General features: G+C 50.7%; 18 protein-coding genes. 14 read left to right on the top strand and 4 right to left on the bottom strand.

Annotated elements, in window-relative coordinates; all coding sequences use genetic code 11:
• Positions 1-71 precede the first annotated feature (71 nt).
• From hemA to EFER_RS08775, 6 genes are all read left to right on the top strand, one after another.
• Positions 72-1,328 (top strand): glutamyl-tRNA reductase, encoded by a 1,257-nt coding sequence (gene hemA, locus EFER_RS08805; protein ID WP_002432222.1) that lies wholly within the window; start codon positions 72-74, stop codon positions 1,326-1,328.
• Between the two features lie 41 nt (positions 1,329-1,369).
• Entirely contained in the window at positions 1,370-2,452 is a 1,083-nt protein-coding gene (gene prfA, locus EFER_RS08800; protein WP_000804726.1) for a peptide chain release factor 1, read from the top strand.
• Entirely contained in the window at positions 2,452-3,282 is an 831-nt protein-coding gene (gene prmC, locus EFER_RS08795; RefSeq protein ID WP_000456442.1) for a peptide chain release factor N(5)-glutamine methyltransferase, read from the top strand. Before prfA ends, prmC begins: the two co-directional genes overlap by 1 nt.
• A 206-nt stretch (positions 3,283-3,488) precedes the next feature.
• Complete coding sequence (gene sirB1 / locus EFER_RS08785) at positions 3,489-4,298, top strand: invasion regulator SirB1 (protein WP_000838070.1); 810 nt, start codon at positions 3,489-3,491, stop codon at positions 4,296-4,298.
• A gap of 35 nt (positions 4,299-4,333) precedes the next feature.
• On the top strand, positions 4,334-5,188 hold the full coding sequence (gene kdsA / locus EFER_RS08780; RefSeq protein ID WP_000811059.1) for a 3-deoxy-8-phosphooctulonate synthase: 855 nt from the start codon (positions 4,334-4,336) through the stop codon (positions 5,186-5,188).
• Between the two features lie 228 nt (positions 5,189-5,416).
• On the top strand, positions 5,417-5,803 hold the full coding sequence (locus tag EFER_RS08775) for a hypothetical protein (RefSeq protein WP_000118250.1): 387 nt from the start codon (positions 5,417-5,419) through the stop codon (positions 5,801-5,803).
• A gap of 34 nt (positions 5,804-5,837) precedes the next feature.
• On the opposite strand, the gene chaA is transcribed toward EFER_RS08775, so the two are convergent.
• Positions 5,838-6,938, bottom strand: a complete 1,101-nt coding sequence (gene chaA / locus EFER_RS08770) for a sodium-potassium/proton antiporter ChaA (RefSeq protein ID WP_000189418.1) — start codon at positions 6,936-6,938, stop codon at positions 5,838-5,840.
• A gap of 270 nt (positions 6,939-7,208) precedes the next feature.
• Here chaA and chaB point away from each other — a divergent pair, with 270 nt between their 5' ends.
• Both chaB and EFER_RS08760 read left to right on the top strand, forming a co-directional pair.
• Complete coding sequence (gene chaB, locus EFER_RS08765) at positions 7,209-7,439, top strand: putative cation transport regulator ChaB (RefSeq protein ID WP_001146439.1); 231 nt, start codon at positions 7,209-7,211, stop codon at positions 7,437-7,439.
• A gap of 157 nt (positions 7,440-7,596) precedes the next feature.
• The gene (locus tag EFER_RS08760) at positions 7,597-8,292 is read left to right on the top strand and encodes a gamma-glutamylcyclotransferase (protein WP_000957738.1); all 696 of its coding nucleotides are present in this window, start codon (positions 7,597-7,599) and stop codon (positions 8,290-8,292) included.
• Between the two features lie 52 nt (positions 8,293-8,344).
• Here EFER_RS08760 and EFER_RS08755 read toward each other — a convergent pair whose 3' ends face one another.
• Positions 8,345-8,698: a DsrE/DsrF/TusD sulfur relay family protein gene (locus tag EFER_RS08755; protein WP_001169657.1), complete on the bottom strand. Its 354-nt coding sequence runs from the start codon at positions 8,696-8,698 to the stop codon at positions 8,345-8,347.
• Between the two features lie 191 nt (positions 8,699-8,889).
• On the opposite strand from EFER_RS08755, the gene EFER_RS08750 reads away from it, so the two are divergent.
• Complete coding sequence (locus tag EFER_RS08750; RefSeq protein ID WP_000087117.1) at positions 8,890-10,281, top strand: YchO/YchP family invasin; 1,392 nt, start codon at positions 8,890-8,892, stop codon at positions 10,279-10,281.
• Here the strand turns inward: EFER_RS08750 and narL are convergent, their stop codons facing one another.
• Positions 10,282-10,932: a two-component system response regulator NarL gene (gene narL, locus EFER_RS08745; protein ID WP_000070482.1), complete on the bottom strand. Its 651-nt coding sequence runs from the start codon at positions 10,930-10,932 to the stop codon at positions 10,282-10,284.
• Positions 10,925-12,721 (bottom strand): nitrate/nitrite two-component system sensor histidine kinase NarX, encoded by a 1,797-nt coding sequence (narX, locus tag EFER_RS08740; protein ID WP_000918085.1) that lies wholly within the window; start codon positions 12,719-12,721, stop codon positions 10,925-10,927. The genes narL and narX overlap by 8 nt, the downstream gene beginning before the upstream one ends.
• A 338-nt stretch (positions 12,722-13,059) precedes the next feature.
• On the opposite strand from narX, the gene narK reads away from it, so the two are divergent.
• From narK to narI, 5 genes are all read left to right on the top strand, one after another.
• Complete coding sequence (gene narK / locus EFER_RS08730; RefSeq protein ID WP_000019836.1) at positions 13,060-14,451, top strand: nitrate transporter NarK; 1,392 nt, start codon at positions 13,060-13,062, stop codon at positions 14,449-14,451.
• 392 nt (positions 14,452-14,843) lie between these two features.
• Complete coding sequence (locus EFER_RS08725) at positions 14,844-18,587, top strand: nitrate reductase subunit alpha (RefSeq protein WP_000032951.1); 3,744 nt, start codon at positions 14,844-14,846, stop codon at positions 18,585-18,587.
• On the top strand, positions 18,584-20,122 hold the full coding sequence (gene narH, locus EFER_RS08720; RefSeq protein ID WP_000702650.1) for a nitrate reductase subunit beta: 1,539 nt from the start codon (positions 18,584-18,586) through the stop codon (positions 20,120-20,122). The genes EFER_RS08725 and narH overlap by 4 nt, the downstream gene beginning before the upstream one ends.
• Positions 20,119-20,829 (top strand): nitrate reductase molybdenum cofactor assembly chaperone, encoded by a 711-nt coding sequence (gene narJ / locus EFER_RS08715; protein WP_000571676.1) that lies wholly within the window; start codon positions 20,119-20,121, stop codon positions 20,827-20,829. The genes narH and narJ overlap by 4 nt, the downstream gene beginning before the upstream one ends.
• A complete protein-coding gene (gene narI / locus EFER_RS08710; protein ID WP_001160119.1) occupies positions 20,829-21,506 on the top strand; it encodes a respiratory nitrate reductase subunit gamma in 678 nt (225 codons plus the stop codon). The genes narJ and narI overlap by 1 nt, the downstream gene beginning before the upstream one ends.
• Positions 21,507-21,593 lie beyond the last annotated feature (87 nt).

The raw sequence follows: 21,593 nt of genomic DNA, 5'->3' as shown, positions 1-21,593 counted from the left end.
TATTGATCTCGCGCATACGGTATGATGCGCCGAGACTAACCTTATCAACGTTGGTATTATTTCCCGCAGACATGACCCTTTTAGCGCTCGGTATTAACCATAAAACGGCACCTGTATCGCTGCGAGAACGTGTATCGTTTTCGCCGGACAAACTTGATCAGGCGCTGGACAGCCTGCTCGCGCAGCCGATGGTGCAGGGCGGTGTGGTGCTGTCGACGTGTAACCGCACTGAGCTTTATCTTAGCGTCGAAGAGCAGGACAACCTGCAAGAGGCGTTAATCCGCTGGCTTTGCGATTATCACAATCTTAATGAAGAAGATCTGCGTAAAAGCCTCTACTGGCATCAGGATAACGACGCTGTCAGCCATTTAATGCGTGTTGCCAGTGGTCTGGATTCACTGGTTCTCGGGGAGCCGCAGATCCTCGGTCAGGTTAAAAAAGCGTTTGCCGATTCGCAAAAAGGTCATATGAAGGCCAGCGAACTGGAACGCATGTTCCAGAAATCTTTCTCTGTCGCGAAACGCGTTCGCACTGAAACAGATATCGGTGCCAGTGCTGTGTCTGTCGCTTTTGCGGCTTGTACGCTGGCGCGGCAGATCTTTGAATCGCTCTCTACGGTGACGGTACTGCTGGTTGGTGCGGGCGAAACCATCGAGCTGGTGGCTCGTCATCTGCGCGAACACAAAGTACAGAAGATGATTATCGCCAACCGCACTCGCGAACGTGCCCAAATTCTGGCAGATGAAGTCGGCGCGGAAGTGATTGCCCTGAGCGATATCGACGAGCGTCTGCGCGAAGCCGATATAATCATCAGTTCCACCGCCAGCCCGTTGCCGATTATCGGGAAAGGCATGGTTGAGCGCGCATTAAAAAGCCGTCGCAACCAACCGATGCTGCTGGTGGATATTGCCGTTCCACGCGATGTTGAGCCGGAAGTAGGTAAACTGGCGAATGCTTATCTTTATAGCGTTGACGATCTGCAAAGCATTATTTCGCATAACCTGGCGCAGCGTAAAGCTGCAGCTGTGGAAGCTGAAACGATTGTTGCTCAGGAAACCAGCGAGTTTATGTCCTGGTTACGCGCACAAAGTGCCAGCGAAACCATTCGTGAATATCGCAGCCAGGCTGAGCATATCCGTGATGAATTGACCGCCAAAGCATTAGCCGCTCTTGAGCAGGGCGGCGACGCGCAAGCCATAATGCAGGATCTGGCATGGAAACTGACTAACCGCCTGATCCATGCGCCAACGAAATCACTTCAACAGGCCGCCCGTGACGGGGACAACGAACGCCTGAATATTCTGCGCGACAGCCTCGGGCTGGAGTAGCAGTTCATCATTTTCTATTTTTACAGGGTGCATTTACGCCTATGAAGCCTTCTATCGTTGCCAAACTGGAAGCCCTGCATGAACGCCATGAAGAAGTTCAGGCGCTGCTGGGTGATGCGCAAACCATCGCTGACCAGGAACGTTTTCGCGCATTATCTCGTGAATATGCGCAGTTAAGTGATGTTTCGCGCTGTTTCACCGACTGGCAACAAGTTCAGGAAGATATCGAAACCGCACAGATGATGCTCGACGATCCTGAAATGCGTGAGATGGCGCAGGATGAACTGCGCGAAGCAAAAGAAAAAAGCGAGCAACTGGAACAGCAATTACAGGTTCTGTTACTGCCAAAAGATCCTGATGACGAACGTAACGCCTTCCTCGAAGTCCGTGCCGGAACCGGCGGCGACGAAGCGGCGCTGTTCGCTGGTGATCTGTTCCGTATGTACAGCCGTTACGCCGAAGCCCGCCGCTGGCGTGTAGAAATCATGAGCGCCAGCGAAGGTGAACATGGCGGTTATAAAGAGATCATCGCAAAAATTAGCGGTGATGGTGTGTATGGTCGTTTGAAATTTGAATCCGGCGGTCATCGCGTGCAGCGAGTTCCGGCCACGGAATCACAGGGTCGTATTCATACTTCTGCTTGTACTGTTGCGGTAATGCCAGAACTGCCTGACGCAGAACTGCCGGATATTAACCCGGCAGATTTGCGTATTGATACTTTCCGCTCTTCAGGGGCGGGTGGTCAGCACGTTAACACCACTGATTCGGCAATCCGTATTACCCACTTGCCGACCGGGATTGTTGTTGAATGTCAGGACGAACGTTCACAACATAAAAACAAAGCTAAAGCACTTTCAGTACTCGGTGCTCGCATCCACGCAGCAGAAATGGCAAAACGCCAACAGGCCGAAGCGTCTACTCGCCGTAACCTGCTGGGGAGTGGCGATCGCAGCGACCGTAACCGTACTTACAACTTCCCGCAGGGGCGCGTTACCGATCACCGCATCAACCTGACGCTCTACCGCCTGGATGAAGTGATGGAAGGTAAGCTGGATATGCTGATTGAACCGATTATCCAGGAACATCAGGCCGACCAACTGGCGGCGTTGTCCGAGCAGGAATAATGGAATATCAACACTGGCTGCGTGAAGCCATTAACCAATTACAGGGAAGCGAAAGCCCACGCCGTGACGCTGAAATCTTATTGGAGTATGTCACTGGCAGGGGGCGAACTTTTATTCTCGCCTTTGGCGAAACGCAACTGACTGATGAACAACTTCAGCAACTTGACGCGCTACTGGCGCGTCGTCGCGCTGGAGAACCTGTCGCCCATTTGACGGGGCAGCGTGAATTCTGGTCACTGCCGTTATTTGTATCGCCAGCCACCTTGATTCCGCGCCCGGACACCGAATGTCTGGTGGAACAGGCACTGGAGCGCCTACCTGAACAACCCTGTCGCATTCTCGATCTCGGTACGGGCACCGGGGCGATTGCGCTTGCGCTTGCCAGCGAGCGCCCGGACTGCGAAATTACCGCTGTAGATCGCATGCCCGATGCTGTCGCTCTGGCACAACGTAATGCGCAGCATCTGGCAATCAAAAATATCCACATTCTGCAAAGCGACTGGTTTAGCGCGCTAGCCGGGCAGCAGTTTGCGATGATTGTCAGTAACCCACCGTATATCGACGAGCAGGACCCGCATCTTCAACAAGGTGACGTGCGCTTTGAGCCACTCACGGCGTTAGTTGCAGGTGATCACGGGATGGCGGATATTGTGCATATTATTGAGCACTCCCGTGCAGCTCTGGCGAAAGGGGGGTATTTATTGCTGGAGCACGGCTGGCAGCAGGGAGCGGCAGTAAGACAGGCATTTATCCAGGCAGGATACAGTAATGTAGAAACCTGCAGGGATTATGGCGGTAATGAACGAATTACCCTCGGACGTTTGCTTTAAGCGCACATAGTGTTATTTCCATAACCTCTGTATGGCTGACTGAGACGCAGTTTGGGGTTATCATTTAAAGAGTTTTGGGTTTACAAGCGCATGATTACCATCGTGCGCAAAGCCAGTGGAAATGCTTAATTGCCCCCACCGGTGCTGGTGGTGCTGTACATCATCATTAAACTCGCCACCGCAAAATTGCGTAACTGGGGTAAGAGATGAAATCGTTAGCTGATTTCGAATTTAATAAAGCGCCGCTGTGTGATGGGATGATCCTGGCGTCGGAGAATATCCGCAAGGACTTTCCTTCTTGCTATGTCTACGATGAGCTTAATCGTCTGGTCAGTCTGGCGCAGGAAGAAATTGGTGAATTTCTGTCGCAGGATGCGCAACTGGAAAAACTGTTGGCGCTTTTTTATGGCGAATGGGGATTCCGGCAAACGCAGGGCGTGTATCGTCTGTCAGATGCTTTGTGGCTTGATAACGTCCTGAACAAACGTCAGGGTAGTGCAGTCTCTTTAGGTGCTATTTTGCTGTGGATTGCTAACCGTTTGGGGTTGCCGCTGGTGCCGGTGATTTTCCCTACTCAGTTGATTCTGCGGATTGAATCGCAGGATGGCGAAATGTGGTTAATCAACCCTTTTAACGGCGAAACACTGGATGAGCACATGCTTGAGGTGTGGCTGAAGGGGAATATCAGCCCGGATTCAGAACTGTTTTTTGAGGATCTGGATGAAGCCGATAACAGCGAAGTCATTCGCAAATTGCTCGATACGCTGAAATCTTCATTAATTGAAGAAGATCAGATGGAGCTGGCACTGCGCACCAGTGAAGCGTTATTACAGTTTAATCCGCAAGATCCGTATGAAATTCGTGACCGAGGGTTGATTTATGTTCATCTTGAGTGTGAGCATGTGGCGCTAAATGATTTAAATTATTTCATTGAACAATGTCCGGAAGACCCAATCAGTGAGATGATTCGTGCGCAAATCAATAATATCGCGCATAAACATATTGTATTGCACTAATTAATCGACATTTTACCTAAGTTTAAGGCGATTCTATGAAACAAAAAGTGGTTAGCATTGGCGATATTAACGTGGCGAATGACCTGCCATTTGTACTGTTTGGTGGTATGAATGTGCTGGAATCCCGTGATCTGGCAATGCGAATTTGTGAACACTATGTCACCGTGACTCAAAAACTCGGTATTCCTTATGTGTTCAAGGCCTCTTTTGATAAAGCCAACCGTTCTTCGATTCACTCTTATCGTGGACCCGGTCTGGAAGAAGGGATGAAAATCTTCCAGGAACTGAAACAAACTTTTGGCGTGAAAATTATCACCGACGTTCACGAACCAAGCCAGGCACAGCCAGTTGCTGATGTGGTTGACGTGATCCAGCTTCCGGCGTTTCTTGCCCGCCAGACCGATCTGGTGGAAGCAATGGCGAAAACCGGCGCTGTCATTAACGTTAAAAAACCGCAGTTCGTAAGTCCAGGCCAGATGGGTAACATTGTTGATAAATTCAAAGAAGGCGGTAACGACAAAGTTATTCTTTGTGATCGTGGTGCTAACTTTGGTTATGACAACCTGGTAGTGGACATGCTCGGTTTCAGCGTAATGAAGAAAGTCTCCGGTAATTCTCCGGTCATCTTCGACGTTACTCATGCTCTGCAATGCCGTGATCCGTTTGGTGCTGCTTCTGGCGGTCGTCGTGCGCAGGTCACTGAACTGGCGCGTGCAGGTATGGCGGTAGGACTGGCAGGTTTGTTTATTGAAGCTCACCCGGATCCGGAACATGCGAAATGCGATGGTCCATCCGCATTGCCGTTGGCAAAACTTGAGCCGTTCCTCAAGCAGATGAAAGCAATTGATGAACTGGTGAAAGGTTTCGAAGAACTGGATACCAGCAAGTAATTTTTGGCGTAAACAAAAAAGCCTTATCGATCAGCGGTAAGGCTTTTTCGTATTTGCAAGTTTTGCATGTGACGCTAAACCTGGCGCGTACAGGCAAAATACCGTTATTGGCGAGCCATTCTGACAGCAAACAAGTGCTTATCCTGTGATTACGTTTTGTAGCGCGTATTGATGAGTAAACGAAAAGGGAATTATGGTCTTTAATCTATTTAGGAAAGAAGGGGGGTTATGAGCTGGGATATTGTGTTAATGAAAACTCATACAAACAGTGAGCCTTTAGACGCTAATATCAATTTTGTTCCTTTTGAGCGAGATTCAACCATCAGGCAATTACACACATTGTTTCCCGAATTGAATGTCAGCAATCAACAGTATTTATTGTTGGAGGATGAAATTGCTCTAGAAATATATATGGGTGATGAAGAGATGTGTGAAACAATTACGCTAATGTTGCATGGGAACACTCCTCCTGAACCGTTTATTGCGGCAATATGCAACCTTTTATCCTGTAGAGCTTTCGATATCAGTAGTGGCGAGTTCCTTGATTTGCCATGTGGCAGTAGGTTTTCTACATGGAATGACTGGAGAAATGAAATAGTTAAGGATTATCAGTAACCTCCCCGGATTTTCAACCGGGGAAGAATAATTATCAGGCGAAAATTGTCATTAAATAAGCAGCAAACAATGCCAAATGCGCCGCGCCATTAAGCACATTTGTACGCCCGGTAGAGAATGAAATATGGCATAACACCAGTGATGCCACCATAACCACCATCTCCGGTGCGCCCAGACCAAACACCAACTCATTACCGGTTAAGAAGGCAATTAATGTCACAACCGGAACTGTCAGTGAGATTGTCGCCAGCACGGAGCCAAAGAACAGATTCATTGCTCGTTGTACCTGGTTATTCAAGACTGCTTTTAAAGCGCCCAACCCTTCAGGCGAAAGAATAAGCAATGCCACCAAAAAACCGGTAAATGCGACAGGAGCATTCATGCTGGTAAGCAATGTTTCCAGCGGACTGGCATTCATTTTCGTGACGGCAATAACAGCAATCAGATGTACGATCAGCCAAATAGCATGCCAGAGGCTGCTGTGTGCTGACGGTTTCCCATGATGCGGATCATCATCATCGCTGTCATCTTCATGCTCATAAACAAACAGGCTTTGATGCGTTTTCGTTTGAATCAGCAAAAATACGCCGTACATGGCCGCAGAAATTAAAGCAACCAACAGTGCCTGGCCCGTTGAGAAATTCGCGCCGGGTAAAGCCATTGGAAATACCAGCACAATGATTGCCAGCGGAAAAAGTGCAATCAGATACTGTTTAATGCCAAACAAATTCATATATTGCGTAGCGAATTTACGTCCGCCCAACAATAATGAAAATCCGACAAGACCGCCGGTTACAATCATGATGATTGAATAAAGTGTGTCGCGCATTAATGTCGGGGCAGCATCACCTGTTGCCATTAATGCTGAGATTAAACTGACTTCCAGAATGACAACCGAAAGACTCAGAATCAATGAGCCGTAGGGCTCGCCAAGACGGTGTGCTAATACGTCCGCATGACGGACAACACTAAATGCACTGCTTAAAATACCTATAAGGGCAAGCGCATTTATTCCGATAACCACTGGTAGTGACTGACTGTTTCCCCATAGCATCAGCACTGCCAGTGCCACTACCGGGAAAATGAGAGAGGTCTCCTTATGGCGGGTTTTCACCGCCTCATGGGCTTGTGTCATTATTGTTCTCCCTATACAGATGAATGTTAGAGTAAATGTGAGTTTCTGCGCAGGAAAATAACAGAATATGGCAAGATATCGGTAACATTTTACGAAATTTTACCCCACTGCTTGTTTTTTACCTTCAGATGGCTAAAAACACAATTTCGTTTGCTGATGGTTTAATTTCATCGGATTTATTTTCTGAACACAATCACCGGTGAGGATAATAATTGGCAAGGCTGGATATTCTTGACCAGGCTTAAGGCTTAGCTTAATGAGGAAACAGATATGCCTTATAAAACGAAAAGTGACCTGCCTGAAAGTGTAAAACATGTATTACCCGCCCATGCACAAGACATCTATAAAGAGGCTTTTAATAGCGCATGGGACCAATACAAAGATAAAGATGACCGTCGTGATGATGCCAGTCGTGAAGAAACCGCGCATAAAGTCGCCTGGGCTGCAGTGAAAAATAGTTATGAAAAAGGTGAAGATGACAAATGGCATAAAAAATCGTAATTGCCTTGTCACCCGTCTGGACGATTTGTGCGCAGTTGCCTTGCAACGGGTCTGTTTATTGCATATTGTCCTGTTACTGGTTTCATGAAAAGCAGCAAAAATATCCAAAAAGTGTCAAAAAAGTCGTGCAGGGAAGCCGCAGTGGCGGAGGTGTAAGGTGTTAACGCGTGATTTCCTAATCAATGCTGATTGCAAAACGGCATTTGGTACTATTGAAGAATCACTATTGTGGTCCGCGGAACAACGTGCGGCCTCGCTGGCAGCAACTCTTGCCTGTCGCCCTGATGAGGGGGCTGTGTGGATCTTCGGTTATGGATCATTGATGTGGAATCCAGCTCTGGAATATGAAGAGTCGTGCACAGGCACACTACCTGGCTGGCATCGTGCCTTTTGTTTGCGGTTAACTGCCGGACGGGGAACTGCGCACCAACCTGGGCGGATGCTTGCGCTAAAAGAGGGCGGACGCACCACCGGTGTTGCCTATCGGTTAGCAGAGGATTCCCTGGAGCAAGAGCTGACACTGTTATGGAAACGCGAAATGATCACCGGGTGTTATTTGCCAACCTGGTGTCAACTTGACCTTGATGACGGCAGAACAGTAAATGCACTGGTATTTATCATGGACCCACGACATCCGCTGTATGAGTCGGACACTCGCGCTCAGGTCATTGCCCCATTGATTGCTGCGGCCTGTGGGCCCCTTGGCACAAATGCGCAATATTTGTTTGCCCTTGAGCAGGAGTTGAACAAGCTGGGAATGCAGGACGATGGCCTCAATGATTTGCTGGTGTCGGTGAGAAAACTGGTGGCGGATAATTTCCCGGATGGCGTGCTACGGCCTGGTTTCGCCTGATGCAGCGTCACATTTACGGGGCAGCTGCCAGGTAGCTCAGCCCCGTAAATATTTAAAACGTTAATACTTTGTCAGCATTCAGTGTCCACTGTGCCAGTTCGACCAGCGTGCCAACTTCGACACCATCGATTAATGGCAGACTCGTAATTCCGCGACCATCGGTACAAGTCTTGCACAATTTTACCGGAACGTTTTGTGCGGTGAGGATCTCCAGCATTTGCTGAATATTGTAACCTTCAGCAGGTTTTTGCCCACGCAGACCCGCTGTAACGGCGTCTGACATTAAAAACAGACGTAAATCAAGATCACTTTCCTGTTCACGCATGGCTATTGCCAGACGCAGGCTGTTAAACAACGATTCGCTACCATAAGCCGCACCATTGGCGATGATCACAATCTTTTGCATTTTCGCTCCCACTCGTGATTAGTCGTTTCGCTATATTACTCTTCGGCATAATCGTGACCAATATATGAATCACTTTCTTACTTCAAAATTAAGCATATTCTCGAATTTAGAGTAAAAGGCTGCAAAATTCTTAAGTCACTATTATGGTTTAAGGTTGTAACCCGTAATTTTTGTATAAAGGTGACAACGATTTGAGCCGTATTACATCGTGTTTCACCCCTCTTTATTTACTGCTGCTGACGTGCGGTATGGCAAACGCGCAATCAAACTTTATCCGGCAAGCACAAAATCCCTTTGATAATAATGCTGACGGTTTACCAGATTTAGGCATGGCGGTAGAAAGTCGTGATGGTGAAAAGCACTTTGCTGAAATTGTGAAAGATTTTGGCGAAACCAGCATGACTGATAACGGCCTGGATACCGGCGAGCAGGCTAAATCTTTTGCCCTGGGTAAGGTGCGGGATGCACTTAGTCAGCAGATTAACCAACATGTAGAAACCTGGCTTTCGCCGTGGGGAAACGCCAGTGTTGATGTCAAAGTGGATAACGAAGGGAATTTTAGTGGCAGCAGGGGGAGTTGGTTTGTGCCCATAAAGGATAATGATCATTATCTGACATGGAGTCAGTTAGGGCTTACCCAGCAAGATGATGGACTGGTGAGCAATCTTGGTCTGGGGCAACGCTGGGCGCGCGGCAACTGGTTGGTGGGATATAACACTTTTTATGACAACTTGCTGGATCAAAATCTCCAGCGAGCGGGCTTCGGTGCCGAAGCGTGGGGGGAATATTTGCGATTGTCAGCAAACTATTACCAGCCGTTTGCCTCCTGGCATGAACAAAGCGCCACGCTGGAGCAACGAATGGCACGCGGTTACGACCTGACCGCCCGGATGCGAATGCCGTTTTATCAACATCTCAATACCAGCTTCAGTGTCGAACAATATTTTGGCGATAGCGTCGATCTGTTTAACTCTGGCTCCGGCTATCATAATCCCGTCGCCCTGAGTCTGGGGTTGAATTACACACCTGTACCATTATTAACGGTGACAGCCCAGCATAAACAAGGCGAAAGTGGAGAAAGTCAAAATAACCTTGGATTAAATCTCAATTACCGCTTTGGAGTGCCACTTAAAAAACAAATTTCCGCAGGCGAAGTTGCTGAAAGCCAGTCGCTGCGGGGAAGTCGTTATGATAATCCACAGCGGAATAATCTGCCGACAGTTGAATATCGCCAGCGCCAAACACTAAGTGTTTATCTGGCGACACCTCCATGGGATCTAAGACCTGGCGAAACAGTAGCACTGAAAGTGCAGGTCCGTAGTCGTTACGGTATTCGACAACTGATTTGGCAGGGCGATACGCAGATATTAAGTTTGACGCCGGGCGCACAAGCCAATAGCGCGGAGGGCTGGACGCTGATCATGCCTGACTGGCAAAACGGGGAAGGGGCAAGCAATCACTGGCGATTGTCGGTGGTGGTGGAAGATAACCAGGGGCAGCGTGTCTCCTCCAATGAGATCACGCTAACGCTTGTCGAACCGTTCGACGCATTGTCAAACGACGAACTGCGCTGGGAACCGTAATCAGAAAATGCGCTCCTGATGCACCCATACCGCTGCTTCCACGCGAGACTTGAGCTTCATTTTCTTCAGCATGTGCTTGACGTGCACTTTTACTGTGCTTTCGGTTATGTCCAGGCGGCGGGCAATCATCTTGTTTGGCAAACCCTGGGCAATCAGCTTGAGAATATCGCGCTCGCGTGGGGTTAACTGGTTAACATCGCGCTCAGTAGTGGCACGGTTAGCGCGCAAGCTGGCGGCCAGAACAGGAGTTAATGCTTCGCTTAATACCATTTCGCCAGCAGCTGCCTGATGCAATGCTTTCAGCAGATCTTCCGGTTCCATATCTTTTAACAGATAGCCATCCGCGCCGCGTTTCAGTGCGGTGACCACATCTTCTTCATGATTAGAGACGCTGAATACCACAATGCGCCCTGAGAGGGACTTTTCGCGCAGTTTATCCAGCGTTTCCAGACCGTTCATGCCGGGCATATTGAGATCTAACAGGATCAGATCGGGATCAAGAGATTCCGCCAGTTCAATACCCTGTTCGCCATTACTCGCTTCGCCAACCACGGTAATATCTGGTGCCATACTGATAAGCTGTTTTACGCCAGTTCGCAGCATCGGGTGATCGTCGATCAGCAGGATAGTAGCCAGTTCCTGATTACTCATGGGTATCTCCTTGGACGTCTGTGAAAGTTTTTTCGGGAATAAAGGTGACCACTACTTCGGTGCCACCTGATTCACGACGGCGGACGCGGCAATCGCCTCGTAAACTTTGCGCGCGGTCGCGCATTATTATCATGCCGTAGTGATTGCTGCGGATGGCATTTTCAGGCACGCCGCAGCCGTTATCCTGGACGGTCAGTTTGACCTGATTATCGTTTTGCGCCACCGTCACCACGACCTCACTCGCTTGCGAATGTTTGAGGGCGTTACTTAATGCCTCACGGGCAATTTGCAACAAGTGGATTGCCTGATGTGAAGGCACCAGACGAGGCGGCAATTGATAATCCAGTTTCACCGGGAAGCCAAATTTGGCGCTGTACTCTTCGCAACTCGCTTCCAGTGCAGGACGTAATCCTGGCTCGGTGAGCTGCAAACGGAATGTGGTGAGCAATTCACGCAACTGCGCCCAGGACGCATTCAGTTCGTTACGGATCTGACTTAACAGTTCGCGGCTGCTTTCTGGCAGCGCATCGCCCTGCATCTGTAAACAACTCACCTGCATCTTCATGCAAGAGAGAGATTGGGCAATAGAATCATGCAGTTCGCGCGCAATGGTGGCACGCTCTTCCATCACAATCAACTGTTGCTGACGTTCCTGATGGCGATCCAACGCCAACGTGGCGGTGAGTTGTTCAACCAGGGTATCCACCAGTTGCTGTTGATCATGGCTAAGATGACGCCCCTGCGGTAGGGTCGCCAGCAAAATACCGTACTGCGTATGAGTGTCAGCCAGTCGCCATTTCAGAGTAGTGCCGCGATCGCCAACGGGGAGTACACCGCGCGGGCAGAGCTGACAGCCTTTATCATCGCAAGTCATATCCGACTGGCAGGTAAATTCCTGGTGATTATCTTCATCGTCAGTGTCATACACCCGCAGTTCGATATCACGTAGCAGGGTTAAATTTTGTAAGCCATTGAGTACAGGTGACAGGCGTTCACACAGCGGGGCGCGGGAATGCAAACGGCGGTTGGCCTGCCATAAAAAAGAGAGGATCTGATTTTTATGCTCCAGCCCGGCGGTTTTCTCCTGAACCCGCTGCTCAAGTACGGCATAGCTTTGTGCCAGCTCCGCAGACATATCATTCAGAGCAGTACCTAACATTGCCATTTCATTGCGGCCACTAATATGCGCTCTCTTGCTAAAATCACGATGACTTACTGCACTCGCCATTGCCAGCAATTGCCGCCATGGCTGTAGTAGCCGTGCTCGCAACCAGATAATAGTGAATACCAGTAAAAGTGCCATAAATACCGCCATTACCCGATGAACCAGTACGACAGTCTCAATGCGCATTTCCGTGGTGCGATCAAAACCAGAGACCAGGTGATCAAGCCCGGCAACAAACTGGCTAACATCCGCCGCTACAGTTTTCCGGTCCTGCGCTCGTAGCAGACTTGGTGCCAGGGTATTACGCCAGTAATCCTGTAACCCTACAAGTTGCGCTTGTTGCCCATCTCGTTCGGCTGCGCGGCTTAATTCTGGGCTAAAAGTCGTCTGCTCCATCTCTTTGAGCAAAGGCTTGTCTTTCTCGCTTAATGGCACCGCAGCCAGCAGGCGATAGCTTTGCATGCGCAGTGATCCCGCTTTGTTGATCGCATGGGCGCTGCCCTGAACGCCTTGCACCAGCCAGCCAGAAACTGCCATCCCTGCCAGTCCAATAGCAGTAGAAAGCAACACAATAAGCGCAACCTGATTAACCAGGGTGAGCGGAGAGAGACAACGTTTAAGCATGTAAACCTCTTCCTTCAGGCTTTAAATGAGCAATAACCTTAATGAATGTGACGATACATTCTGGAATGGCGGTATTCTCGGCTATTGGCTGAAGTATACCCATACCTGGAAAGAGTTACTCCTTATTTGCCGTGTGGTTAGTCGTTTTACATCAGTGAGGGTAGGGATTTTACAGCACCGTGAAAAATCTCATAATTTTTATAAAATCGCTGTACTCACTATGGGTAATGATAAATATCAATGATAGATAAAGTTATCTTATCGTTTGATTTGCATCAAATTACCTTTAGCTACAACCACTAAGGTGGCAGACATCGAAACGAGTATCAGAGGTGTCTATGAGTCACTCATCCGCCCCCGAAAGGGCTACTGGAGCTGTCATTACAGATTGGCGACCGGAAGATCCTGCGTTCTGGCAACAACGCGGTCAACGTATTGCCAGCCGCAACCTGTGGATTTCCGTTCCTTGTCTGCTGCTGGCGTTTTGCGTATGGATGTTATTCAGTGCTGTTGCGGTGAACTTACCGAAAGTCGGTTTTAATTTTACGACCGATCAGCTATTTATGTTGACGGCGCTGCCTTCGGTTTCTGGCGCGTTGTTACGTGTTCCATACTCCTTTATGGTTCCTATCTTCGGTGGTCGTCGCTGGACGGCGTTCAGCACCGGTATTCTGATTATTCCTTGCGTCTGGCTGGGTTTTGCCGTGCAGGATACCTCTACGCCTTATAGCGTCTTCATCATCATCTCTCTGCTGTGCGGCTTTGCTGGCGCGAACTTCGCATCCAGTATGGCAAACATCAGTTTCTTCTTTCCGAAGCAGAAACAGGGTGGCGCGCTGGGCCTGAATGGTGGTCTGGGCAATATGGGCGTCAGTGTCATGCAGCTGGTTGCTCCGCTGGTGGTATCACTGTCGATTTTCGCTGTATTTGGTAGCCAGGGCGTCAAACAGCCGGATGGGACAGAGCTGTATCTGGCGAATGCGTCCTGGGTATGGGTGCCGTTCCTTGCCATCTTCACCATTGCGGCATGGTTTGGCATGAACGATCTTGCTACCTCAAAAGCCTCCATCAAGGAGCAGTTGCCGGTACTCAAACGGGGTCATCTGTGGATTATGAGCCTGCTGTATCTGGCAACCTTCGGTTCCTTCATCGGCTTCTCCGCGGGCTTTGCGATGCTGTCAAAAACGCAGTTCCCGGATGTACAGATTCTGCAATATGCATTCTTCGGGCCGTTTATTGGTGCGCTGGCGCGTTCTGCTGGTGGTGCATTATCTGACCGTCTGGGCGGAACTCGTGTCACACTGGTGAACTTTATCCTGATGGCGATTTTCAGTGGCCTGCTGTTCCTGACCTTACCGACTGATGGGCAGGGCGGAAGCTTTATGGCGTTCTTTGCTGTCTTCCTGGCACTGTTCCTGACAGCTGGGCTGGGTAGCGGGTCCACCTTCCAGATGATTTCCGTGATCTTCCGTAAACTGACGATGGATCGCGTGAAAGCAGAAGGAGGTTCTGACGAACGTGCCATGCGTGAAGCGGCAACCGACACGGCGGCGGCACTGGGCTTTATCTCAGCCATCGGTGCTATCGGTGGCTTCTTTATCCCGAAAGCGTTCGGTAGCTCACTGGCATTAACGGGTTCGCCGGTCGGTGCAATGAAAGTATTTTTGATTTTCTATATCGCCTGCGTGGTGATTACTTGGGCGGTATACGGTCGGCATTCTAAAAAATAAATCGTAATATTTGATTATCCTTTGCGCGACATAATGTCGCGCTTTTTTTACCTGCCGTTTAGTTACAACATCCTTATGAGGTGTGGCTTATTTCGCCGGATTGCATTAAGAGCCATTAATATGTTACCCATGGGGAATACTCCTTAATACCCATCTGCATAAAAATCTTAATGGTTTAAATAACTACAGGTATAAAACATCTTAATTTACATAATGTTATGCTAAGAGTGTTAATTATCCTAAAGGGGTATCTTAGGAATTTACTTTATTTTTCATCCCCATCACTCTTGATCGTTATCAATTCCCACGCTGTATCAGAGCGTTACCTTGCCTTTAAACATTAGCAATGTCGATTTATCAGAGAGCCGACAGGCTCCCACAGGAGAAAACCGATGAGTAAATTCCTGGACCGGTTTCGCTACTTCAAACAGAAGGGCGAAACCTTTGCCGATGGGCATGGTCAGCTTCTCAATACTAACCGTGACTGGGAGGATGGATATCGCCAGCGTTGGCAGCATGACAAAATCGTCCGCTCTACCCATGGGGTAAACTGCACCGGCTCCTGCAGCTGGAAAATCTACGTTAAAAACGGTCTGGTGACCTGGGAAACCCAACAGACTGACTATCCGCGTACTCGTCCGGACCTACCAAACCATGAACCTCGCGGCTGCCCGCGTGGTGCCAGCTACTCCTGGTATCTCTATAGCGCCAACCGTCTGAAATACCCGATGATGCGCAAACGCCTGATGAAAATGTGGCGTGAAGCGAAGGCGCTGCATAGCGATCCGGTTGAGGCATGGGCTTCTATCATTGAAGACGCCGATAAAGCGAAAAGCTTTAAGCAGGCGCGTGGACGCGGTGGTTTTGTTCGTTCTTCCTGGCAGGAAGTGAACGAACTGATCGCCGCCTCTAACGTATACACCATCAAAAACTACGGCCCGGACCGCGTCGCTGGCTTCTCGCCAATTCCGGCAATGTCGATGGTTTCTTACGCATCGGGTGCTCGCTATCTTTCGCTGATTGGCGGTACTTGCTTAAGCTTCTACGACTGGTACTGCGACCTGCCTCCTGCATCTCCACAAACCTGGGGTGAGCAGACTGACGTACCGGAATCCGCTGACTGGTACAACTCCAGCTACATCATCGCCTGGGGCTCTAACGTGCCGCAGACGCGTACCCCGGATGCTCACTTCTTTACTGAAGTGCGCTACAAAGGCACCAAAACCGTTGCCGTCACGCCGGACTACGCTGAAATCGCCAAACTGTGCGATCTGTGGCTGGCACCGAAGCAGGGCACCGACGCAGCAATGGCGCTGGCGATGGGCCACGTGATGCTGCGTGAATTCCACCTCGACAACCCAAGCCAGTATTTCACCGACTATGTGCGTCGTTATACCGACATGCCAATGCTGGTGATGCTGGAAGAGCGCGACGGTTACTACGCTGCGGGTCGTATGCTGCGCGCTGCTGATCTGGTGGATGCGCTGGGCCAGGAAAACAATCCGGAATGGAAAACAGTCGCCTTTAATACCAATGGCGAAATGGTTGCGCCGAACGGTTCTATTGGCTTCCGCTGGGGCGAGAAGGGCAAATGGAATCTGGAGCAGCGCGACGGCAAAACTGGCGAAGAAACCGAGCTGCAACTGAGCCTGCTGGGTAGCCAGGATGAGATCGCTGAAGTGGGCTTCCCGTACTTTGGTGGCGACGGCACGGAACACTTCAATAAAGTGGAGCTGGAAAATGTGCTGCTGCACAAGCTGCCGGTAAAACGTCTGCAACTGGCTGATGGCAGCACTGCTCTGGTGACCACCGTTTATGATCTGACGCTGGCAAACTACGGTCTGGAACGTGGCCTGAACGACGTTAACTGCGCAACCAGCTATGACGACGTGAAAGCTTACACCCCGGCATGGGCCGAGCAGATCACTGGCGTTTCTCGCAGCCAGATTATCCGCATTGCCCGTGAATTTGCTGACAACGCTGATAAGACGCACGGTCGTTCAATGATCATCGTTGGTGCTGGTCTGAACCACTGGTATCACCTTGATATGAACTATCGCGGTCTGATCAACATGCTAATTTTCTGCGGTTGTGTCGGTCAGAGCGGTGGCGGCTGGGCGCACTATGTAGGTCAGGAAAAACTGCGTCCGCAAACCGGCTGGCAGCCGCTGGCGTTTGCCCTTGACTGGCAGCGTCCGGCGCGTCACATGAACAGCACCTCTTATTTCTATAACCACTCCAGCCAGTGGCGTTATGAAACTGTGACCGCAGAAGAGTTGCTGTCGCCGATGGCGGATAAATCCCGCTATACCGGACATCTGATCGACTTCAACGTCCGTGCAGAACGCATGGGCTGGCTGCCGTCTGCGCCGCAGTTAGGCACTAACCCGCTGACTATCGCTCGCGAAGCAGAAAAAGCCGGGATGAATCCGGTGGACTATACGGTGAAATCCTTGAAAGAGGGGGCCATCCGTTTTGCGGCAGAACAACCAGAAAACGGTAAAAACCACCCGCGTAACCTGTTCATCTGGCGTTCTAACCTTCTCGGTTCTTCCGGTAAAGGCCATGAGTTTATGCTCAAGTATCTGCTGGGGACGGAGCACGGTATCCAGGGTAAAGATCTGGGGCAGCAGGGCGGCGTGAAGCCGGAAGAAGTGGACTGGCAGGACAACGGTCTGGAAGGCAAGTTGGATCTGGTGGTGACGCTGGACTTCCGTCTGTCGAGCACCTGTCTCTATTCCGACATCATTTTGCCGACGGCGACCTGGTACGAAAAAGACGACATGAATACTTCGGATATGCATCCGTTTATTCACCCGCTGTCTGCGGCGGTCGATCCGGCCTGGGAAGCGAAAAGCGACTGGGAAATCTACAAAGCCATCGCGAAGAAATTCTCCGAAGTGTGCGTTGGTCATCTGGGCAAAGAAACCGACATCGTTACGCTGCCGATCCAGCACGACTCTGCCGCTGAACTGGCGCAGCCGCTGGATGTGAAAGACTGGAAAAAAGGCGAATGCGACCTGATCCCAGGTAAAACTGCACCGCACATTATGGTCGTAGAGCGCGATTATCCGGCAACTTACGAACGCTTTACCTCTATCGGTCCGCTGATGGAGAAAATCGGTAACGGCGGTAAAGGGATTGCCTGGAACACCCAGAGCGAGATGGATCTGCTGCGTAAGCTCAACTACACCAAAGCGGAAGGTCCGGCGAAAGGCCAGCCGATGCTCAACACCGCAATTGATGCAGCAGAGATGATCCTGACGCTGGCACCAGAAACCAACGGCCAGGTGGCCGTGAAAGCCTGGGCGGCATTGAGTGAGTTTACCGGTCGTGACCATACGCATCTGGCGCTGAATAAGGAAGACGAGAAGATCCGCTTCCGTGACATTCAGGCGCAGCCGCGCAAAATCATCTCCAGCCCGACCTGGTCTGGCCTTGAAGATGAACACGTTTCTTACAACGCCGGTTACACCAACGTTCACGAGCTGATCCCGTGGCGCACACTCTCTGGCCGTCAGCAACTGTATCAGGATCATCAGTGGATGCGTGATTTCGGTGAAAGCCTGCTGGTTTATCGTCCGCCGATCGACACCCGTTCGGTGAAAGAAGTGATGGGCCAGAAATCTAACGGTAATCCGGAAAAAGCGCTCAACTTCCTGACACCGCACCAGAAGTGGGGTATCCACTCCACCTACAGCGACAACCTGCTGATGCTGACTTTAGGTCGCGGTGGTCCGGTGGTCTGGTTGAGTGAAGCCGATGCCAAAGAGCTGGGTATCGCCGACAACGACTGGATTGAAGTCTTCAACAGCAACGGTGCACTGACTGCCCGTGCGGTTGTCAGCCAGCGTGTTCCGGCAGGGATGACCATGATGTACCACGCGCAGGAACGTATCGTTAACCTGCCGGGTTCAGAAATCACCAGCCAGCGCGGTGGTATTCATAACTCGGTCACCCGTATCACGCCGAAACCGACGCATATGATCGGCGGCTATGCCCATCTGGCATACGGCTTTAACTACTACGGCACTGTAGGTTCTAACCGCGATGAGTTTGTTGTAGTGCGTAAGATGAAGAACATTGACTGGTTAGATGGCGAAGGCAATGACCAGGTACAGGAGAGCGTAAAATGAAAATTCGTTCACAAGTCGGCATGGTGCTGAATCTGGATAAGTGCATCGGTTGCCACACCTGTTCAGTGACCTGTAAAAACGTCTGGACCAGCCGTGAAGGCGTGGAATACGCGTGGTTCAACAACGTGGAAACCAAGCCAGGCCAGGGCTTCCCGACTGACTGGGAAAACCAGGAAAAATACAAAGGTGGCTGGATCCGTAAAATCAACGGCAAACTTCAGCCGCGTATGGGTAACCGCGCCATGCTGCTGGGTAAAATTTTCGCTAACCCGCATCTGCCGGGGATCGACGATTATTACGAGCCGTTCGATTTTGACTATCAGAACCTACATACCGCGCCGGAAGGCAGCAAATCGCAGCCGATTGCCCGTCCACGTTCGCTGATTACCGGCGAACGGATGGCGAAAATCGAAAAAGGACCGAACTGGGAAGATGACCTGGGCGGTGAGTTTGACAAACTGGCGAAAGACAAGAACTTCGACAACATCCAGAAGGCGATGTATAGCCAGTTCGAGAACACCTTCATGATGTATTTGCCACGCCTGTGCGAACACTGCCTGAACCCGGCATGTGTGGCGACCTGTCCAAGCGGGGCTATCTACAAACGTGAAGAAGATGGCATCGTCCTGATCGACCAGGACAAATGCCGTGGCTGGCGTATGTGCATCACCGGATGCCCGTACAAAAAAATCTACTTCAACTGGAAGAGCGGTAAGTCTGAGAAGTGCATCTTCTGCTATCCGCGTATTGAAGCGGGTCAGCCGACGGTGTGCTCTGAAACCTGTGTCGGTCGTATCCGTTATCTTGGCGTGCTGTTGTACGATGCCGACGCGATTGAACGTGCGGCCAGCACCGAGAACGAGAAAGATCTCTACCAGCGTCAGCTGGACGTGTTCCTCGATCCGAACGATCCGAAAGTCATCGAGCAGGCGATTAAGGACGGTATTCCGCTGAGCGTTATTGAAGCCGCACAGCAGTCGCCGGTTTATAAAATGGCGATGGAATGGAAACTGGCGCTGCCGCTGCATCCGGAATATCGCACACTGCCGATGGTCTGGTACGTGCCGCCTCTATCGCCGATTCAGTCTGCGGCAGATGCGGGCGAGCTGGGCAGCAACGGTATTTTGCCAGACGTCGAAAGCCTGCGTATCCCGGTACAGTATCTGGCGAATCTGCTGACCGCCGGTGATACCAAACCGGTACTGCGCGCGCTGAAACGTATGCTGGCGATGCGTCATTACAAACGTGCTGAAACCGTTGACGGTAAAGTTGATACCCGTGCGCTGGAAGAGGTCGGTCTGACCGAAGCTCAGGCACAGGAGATGTACCGTTATCTGGCAATTGCCAACTACGAAGATCGCTTTGTGGTGCCGAGCAGTCACCGTGAACTGGCGCGGGAAGCCTTCCCGGAGAAAAATGGCTGTGGCTTTACCTTTGGTGACGGCTGCCACGGTTCAGATACCAAATTCAATCTGTTCAACAGCCGCCGTATCGATGCCATCGACGTGACCAGTAAAACGGAGCCGCACCCATGATCGAACTCGTGATTGTATCGCGTCTCCTTGAATATCCGGATGCTGCCTTATGGCAGCATCAACAAGAGATGTTTGAGGCGATTGCTGCGTCGGAAAATCTGTCGAAAGAGGATGCCCATGCGCTGGGTATTTTCCTGCGCGATTTAACGGCGCTCGATCCGCTGGATGCTCAGGCCCAGTACAGCGAACTGTTCGACCGTGGCCGCGCCACGTCACTGTTGCTATTTGAACATGTTCACGGTGAATCCCGTGACCGCGGCCAGGCAATGGTTGACTTATTGGCACAGTATGAGCAGCACGGTTTGCAATTGAACAGTCGTGAATTACCGGATCATCTGCCGCTGTATCTGGAGTATCTGGCGCAGCTGCCGCAAAGCGAAGCCGTGGAAGGTTTGAAAGATATCGCGCCGATTCTGGCGTTGCTGAGCGCGCGTCTGCAACAACGTGAAAGCCGTTATGCCGTGCTGTTTGATCTGCTGCTGAAACTGGCGAATACCGCTATCGACAGCGACAAAGTGGCGGAAAAAATTGCCGACGAAGCGCGCGACGATACGCCACAGGCGCTGGATGCTGTCTGGGAAGAAGAGCAGGTTAAGTTCTTTGCTGACAAAGGTTGCGGTGATTCAGCAATCACTGCTCATCAGCGTCGCTTTGCCGGTGCCGTCGCGCCGCAATATCTGAATATCACCACCGGAGGACAGCACTAATGCAATTCCTGAATATGTTCTTCTTTGATATCTACCCGTACATAGCCGGGGCCGTCTTCCTGATTGGTAGCTGGCTGCGCTATGACTACGGGCAGTACACCTGGCGCGCGGCATCCAGCCAGATGCTGGATCGCAAAGGGATGAACCTGGCGTCGAACCTGTTCCATATCGGTATTCTGGGGATTTTTGTCGGTCACTTCCTCGGTATGTTAACGCCGCACTGGGTTTACGAAGCGTGGCTGCCAATTGAAGTGAAACAGAAAATGGCGATGTTTGCTGGTGGTGCCAGCGGCTTGCTGTGCCTGATTGGCGGCGTGCTGTTGCTGAAGCGTCGTTTGACCAGCCCACGCGTACGAGCAACGACTACTGGGGCGGACATCCTGATCCTGTCGCTACTCGTTATCCAGTGCGCACTGGGCCTGCTGACCATTCCATTTTCTGCCCAACATATGGACGGTAGTGAGATGATGAAACTGGTTGGCTGGGCACAGTCGGTGGTGACCTTCCACGGTGGTGCGTCCCAACATCTTGATGGTGTGGCGTTTATCTTCCGTCTGCACCTGGTGCTGGGGATGACGTTATTCCTGCTGTTCCCGTTCTCGCGTCTGGTGCACATCTGGAGCGTACCGGTGGAGTATCTGACACGTAAGTATCAGCTGGTGCGCGCTCGTCACTAATTATCTAAACCAAACATCGGCGGTTATACACTGCCGATTTTTCGGATTGTAGGGAAACGTACCTCATCTATATGATGGGTCCACCTA

Origin of the sequence: Escherichia fergusonii ATCC 35469, from assembly GCF_000026225.1 — a bacterium.
Taxonomy (GTDB): Bacteria; Pseudomonadota; Gammaproteobacteria; order Enterobacterales; family Enterobacteriaceae; genus Escherichia; species Escherichia fergusonii.
The sequence above is the reverse complement of the archived record's forward strand: the minus strand, read 5'-3'. Positions and strand labels throughout refer to the sequence as shown.

Coding starts and splice junctions, on each gene's coding strand:
- prfA (WP_000804726.1), top strand. CDS start 1,370: ATGAAGCCTTCTATCGTTGCCAAACTGGAAGCCCTGCATGAACGCCAT.
- narK (WP_000019836.1), top strand. CDS start 13,060: ATGAGTCACTCATCCGCCCCCGAAAGGGCTACTGGAGCTGTCATTACA.
- chaB (WP_001146439.1), top strand. CDS start 7,209: ATGCCTTATAAAACGAAAAGTGACCTGCCTGAAAGTGTAAAACATGTA.
- kdsA (WP_000811059.1), top strand. CDS start 4,334: ATGAAACAAAAAGTGGTTAGCATTGGCGATATTAACGTGGCGAATGAC.
- narH (WP_000702650.1), top strand. CDS start 18,584: ATGAAAATTCGTTCACAAGTCGGCATGGTGCTGAATCTGGATAAGTGC.
- sirB1 (WP_000838070.1), top strand. CDS start 3,489: ATGAAATCGTTAGCTGATTTCGAATTTAATAAAGCGCCGCTGTGTGAT.
- chaA (WP_000189418.1), bottom strand. CDS start 6,938: ATGACACAAGCCCATGAGGCGGTGAAAACCCGCCATAAGGAGACCTCT.
- narL (WP_000070482.1), bottom strand. CDS start 10,932: ATGAGTAATCAGGAACTGGCTACTATCCTGCTGATCGACGATCACCCG.
- EFER_RS08775 (WP_000118250.1), top strand. CDS start 5,417: ATGAGCTGGGATATTGTGTTAATGAAAACTCATACAAACAGTGAGCCT.
- prmC (WP_000456442.1), top strand. CDS start 2,452: ATGGAATATCAACACTGGCTGCGTGAAGCCATTAACCAATTACAGGGA.
- hemA (WP_002432222.1), top strand. CDS start 72: ATGACCCTTTTAGCGCTCGGTATTAACCATAAAACGGCACCTGTATCG.
- EFER_RS08725 (WP_000032951.1), top strand. CDS start 14,844: ATGAGTAAATTCCTGGACCGGTTTCGCTACTTCAAACAGAAGGGCGAA.
- EFER_RS08755 (WP_001169657.1), bottom strand. CDS start 8,698: ATGCAAAAGATTGTGATCATCGCCAATGGTGCGGCTTATGGTAGCGAA.
- narI (WP_001160119.1), top strand. CDS start 20,829: ATGCAATTCCTGAATATGTTCTTCTTTGATATCTACCCGTACATAGCC.
- narJ (WP_000571676.1), top strand. CDS start 20,119: ATGATCGAACTCGTGATTGTATCGCGTCTCCTTGAATATCCGGATGCT.
- narX (WP_000918085.1), bottom strand. CDS start 12,721: ATGCTTAAACGTTGTCTCTCTCCGCTCACCCTGGTTAATCAGGTTGCG.